The organism is Streptomyces sp. NPDC000941, assembly GCF_053599555.1.
Window position 1 is genome coordinate 1 of record NZ_JBSFMM010000442.1, and the last position, 3,878, is coordinate 3,878.

At 75.6% G+C, this 3,878-nt stretch carries 2 protein-coding genes; both read right to left on the reverse strand.

Going from position 1 to position 3,878, the window contains the following annotated elements; translation table 11 throughout:
* Positions 1-2,793: type I polyketide synthase (locus ACWDSL_RS52390; RefSeq protein ID WP_450496736.1), on the reverse strand; the 2,793-nt coding region annotated here is incomplete at its 3' end.
* Between the two features lie 34 nt (positions 2,794-2,827).
* The coding region (locus ACWDSL_RS52395) for a KR domain-containing protein (RefSeq protein WP_450496738.1) at positions 2,828-3,878 on the reverse strand (1,051 nt) is incomplete at its 5' end.

A 3,878-nucleotide genomic window follows, 5' to 3' on the forward strand; every position in this document is an offset into this window, starting at 1 on the left:
GCCCGTCCCGCCGTGGGGAATCCAGAAGCGCTCGCGGTCGAAGGCGTAGGTGGGCAGCGCGACCTCGGACCCGGACGCCAACCAGGGCCGCCAGTCGACGTCCACGCCGGCGGCGTGGGCATGCGCCAGCGCCAGCGCCAGCTGCCGCGGCCCGCCCTGGTCGCGGCGGAGCGTGGCCAGCGCGACGGCGCGGGTGCCGGACTCCTCGAAGACGTCCTGCAGGCTGGTGGAGAGGATGGGGTGCGGGTTGCACTGGACGAACGCCCGGTAGCCGTCGGCGACCAGGCGGCGAACGGCGTCGGCGAAGCGGACCGGGCGGCGGAGGCTGGTGAACCAGTACTCCGCGTCGAGCCCGGTCGTGGAGACGCGCTCGGCGCTGACGGTGGAGTAGAACGCGATGCCGGACTCGGTGGGGGACACCTCGCCGAGCGCGCCGAGGATGTCCTCGCAGATGCGGTCGACGTGCGGGCCGTGGGAGGCGTAGGCGACGTCGATGGTGCGGGTCCGCGCGCCCCGCTCTCTCGCGGCGGCCAGCACCGCGGCCACCCGGTCGGGGGAGCCCGAGACCACCGTCGCCTGCGGGCCGTTGTGGGCGGCGGCGACGACGTCACCGGCCTGATCCGGGCCGAGATCGGCGAGGAGGCGTTCGGTCTCCTCGGCGCTCAGGCTGAGGGAGGCCATGGCGCCGTGCCCGATGAGGGGCCGCAGGGCCTTCGCGCGCAGGGCGATGATCCTGGCGCCGTCCTCCAGGGTCAGGGCCCCGGCGACGCACGCCGCCGCGACCTCGCCCTGGGAGTGGCCGATGACGGCCGCCGGGGTGACGCCGAAGCTCTGCCAGACGGCGGCCAGCGCGACGTGGATGGCCCACAGCACGGGCTGGATCACGTCGTCGCGGGCGGGGTCGGCGGCGGTGTCGGTGCCGCGCAGCACGCCGGTCAGCGACCAGTCGACGTACGGCGCCAGGGCCCGCTCGCACTCGGCGATCCGGGCGGCGAAGACGGGGGAGGAGTCGAGGAGTCCGACGCCCATGCCGAGCCACTGCGAGCCCTGCCCGGGGAAGACGAACACCGGCCCGGCGCCGGTCGGGCCGGCCGTACCGGTGACGACAGCCGGGTCGGGTTCGCCGGCGGCCAGCCGGGCGAGGCCGCCGAGCAGCGCCGCCCGGTCCTCGCCGACGACCACGGCCCGGTGCTCCAGGCGGGCGCGTGCCGTCGCCAGCGAACGGCCCACGTCCGCCACCGCGCCGGGGTGGCGTTCGGCCCAGTCGGCCAGGCGCCGCGCCTGCCGCGCCAGCGCGCCCTCGCCGCGCGCCGACAGCACCCACGGCACCACGCCGCCGGCCGTGATCGCCGGCCGCTGCGGCTCCTCGCCCTCGCTGTCGTTCTGGCCCCCGCTCTTCCCCTTCGCCGGGGACGGGTCGGCCGGCTGCTCCAGGATCAGGTGCGCGTTGGTGCCGGAGATGCCGAACGACGACACCCCGGCGCGGCGCGGCCGGCCCGTCTCCGGCCACGCCTGTGGCTCCGTCAGCAGGCGCACCGCGCCGGACCAGTCCACGCGCGGCGTCGGCTCGTCCACGTTGACCGTCGCGGGCAGCACGCCGTGCCGGATCGCCATCACCGTCTTGATGACGCCCGCGACGCCCGCCGCGCCCTGCGTGTGCCCGATGTTGGACTTGACCGAGCCCAGCAGCAGTGGCCTGCCCTCCGGGCGCTGCCGCCCGTACGTGGCGTGCAGCGCGTCCGCCTCGATCGGGTCGCCGAGGCGGGTGCCGGTGCCGTGCGCCTCCACCGCGTCCACCTCGGCGGACGACAGGCGGGCGTTGCGCAGCGCCGCGCGGATGACCCGCTGCTGTGAGGGCCCGTTGGGCGCGGCGATGCCGTTGCTGGCGCCGTCCTGGTTGACGGCCGAGCCACGGATGACGGCGAGCACCTGGTGGCCGTTGCGGCGGGCGTCGGAGAGGCGTTCCAGCAGCACGAGCCCGGCGCCTTCGCCCCAGCCGGTGCCGTCGGCCGCGGCGGCGAACGGCTTGCACCGCCCGTTCGGCGCCAGGCCGCGCTGCCGGGCGAAGCCGGTGAACACGGCCGGCGAGGACATGACGGTCACGCCGCCCGCCACCGCCAGGCCGCACTCGCCGTTCCGCAGCGCCGCGATCCCCAGGTGCATCGCCACCAGCGACGCCGAGCACGCCGTCTCCACCGTCAGCGCCGGGCCCTCAAGCCCGAAGGCGTACGCGAGGCGGCCCGACAGCATGCTGGGCGCGACGCCCGCGTACCCCTCGGACTCCTTGCGCACGGGCGCGCCCGACGCCGCCGAGCCGATGGTCGCCGCGCCGACGAAGACGCCCGTCTGGCTGCCGCGCAGCGCCGTCGCGTCGATGCCGGCGCGCTCGAACAGCTCCCACCCCACCTCCAGCAGCTTCCGCTGCTGCGGGTCGGTCGCCAGCGCCTCGCGCGGGCTCATCTCGAAGAAGCCGGGGTCGAAGGTGTCGGCGTCGTGCAGGAACCCGCCCTCGCGCGTGTACGTCGTGCCGGGGTGGTCGGGATCCGGGTGGTAGAGGGCGTCCACGTCCCAGCCCCGGTCCGTGGGGAAGGGACCGATGGCGTCCCGCCCGGCGGCCACCAGGTCCCACAGCGCCTCGGGCGAGTCGACGCCGCCGGGGAACCGGCAGGTCATCGCGGTGATGGCGATGGGCTCCTGGTGCCGCTCCTCCACCTCGCGCAGCTTGCGCCGCGTGTCGTGCAGGTCCGTCGCCACACGCTTGAGGTAGTCGACAAGCCTTTCTTCATCCGGCATGGGGAGTCACGACCTTCGTCTGCGTTGTGAGCCATCACGATGTGCCGAGTTCGCTGTCGATGAACGCCAGGACCTCGTCGGCGGTGGCCAGCGTGAGCCGGTCGGCAGCGGTGTCCTCGGTGTCCTCGGCGTCCTGGGCCGCCGGCGCGGACACCGCCTTCCATTGGGCCAGCAGGCCCTCAAGCCGATCTGTCACCGCCCGTGCGTCGGCCTCGGGCAGGTCGAGTGCCGACAGGGTGTCCTCCAGCCGCGCCAGCTCCCCGAGCACCGGGTCGACACCGCCGGTCGCCGCGCCCGGCGAGCCGTCCACCACGCCCAGCTCGCCGAGCAGGTGGCCGGCCAGCGCCCTGGCCGAGGGGAAGTCGAAGATGAGGGCGGCCGGCAGCCGCAGGCCGGTCGCCGCCGAGAGGCGGTTGCGCAGCTCGACGCCGGTCAGCGAGTCGAAGCCGAGGTCGGTGAACGGCGCGTCCTCCCGCACGGTTTCGGGGTCGGCGTGGCCGAGCACGGTCGCGGCGTTGGTGCGCACCAGCGTGAGCAGCCGCTGCCGCCGCTCCGGTTCCGGCAGCGCGGCGAGCCGCCGCGTCCAGTCGTCCGGGCGTTGCTCGGCCGTGGCGGCGCGGCGGGTGGCCGCGCCGCTGCCGCCGGGGCGGGCCGCCAGCGCGCGGAACGCCGGCGGAAGGCTGCGGGGCGGCTGCGCGGCCAGCGCGTGGACGTCGAGGTTCAACGCCACGAGGTGTGGTTCGCCGTGGCGGTGGGCGGTGTCGAGGAGGGCGAGGGCGTGATCGGTGGGCAGGGGGGAGACTCCCGACCGGTTCATGCGGGCGTGGTCGGCGTGGGTGAGGTCGTCGGTGAGGGTGCTGGTGGCGGCCCAGAGGCCCCAGGCGATGGACACACCGGGGAGGCCGGTGTGGTGTCGCGTGGTGGCGAGGGCGTCGAGGTAGGCGTTGGCGGCGGCGTAGTTGGCTTGTCCTGGGTTGCCGAGGGTGCCGGCGGCGGAGGAGTAGAGGGTGAACAGGGCGAGGGGGAGGTGGCGGGTGGCGGCGTGGAGGTTGGCGGCGGTGGTGGCCTTGGCTTCCCAGACGTGG